The 253-nt window shown below is 35.2% G+C and carries 1 protein-coding gene; it reads left to right on the top strand.

The window, feature by feature from the left end; translation table 11 throughout:
• The coding region (locus NXS07_RS22745; RefSeq protein WP_258087688.1) for a glutamate synthase family protein at positions 1-253 on the top strand (253 nt) is incomplete at both ends.

The following is a 253-nucleotide window of genomic DNA, read 5'->3' as shown; positions in this document are numbered from 1 at the left end:
ATGAAGAAAGGATAAAAAGGTTTAAAGGCAAGGTTGAAAGCGTTATAAATTACTTTAAACTGCTGGCTGAAGATGTAAGAAGACACCTTGCCCGGCTTGGTTATAAAAACCTGAAGGAGATAACGGGAAAAAGTGAACTTCTAAAGCCTGATATGGAAAAATTGAAAAAACACTCAAAAGCTTCTTCTGTTGATTTTGGTTATATAACCTCACCATCACTACCTTTCATAAGAGTAAAAGAACCATACAATCC

Origin of the sequence: Xenorhabdus bovienii (genome assembly GCF_024721015.1) — a bacterium.
Taxonomy (GTDB): domain Bacteria; phylum Pseudomonadota; class Gammaproteobacteria; order Enterobacterales; family Enterobacteriaceae; genus Xenorhabdus; species Xenorhabdus bovienii.
This window is presented reverse-complemented; position numbering and strand designations above follow the sequence as displayed.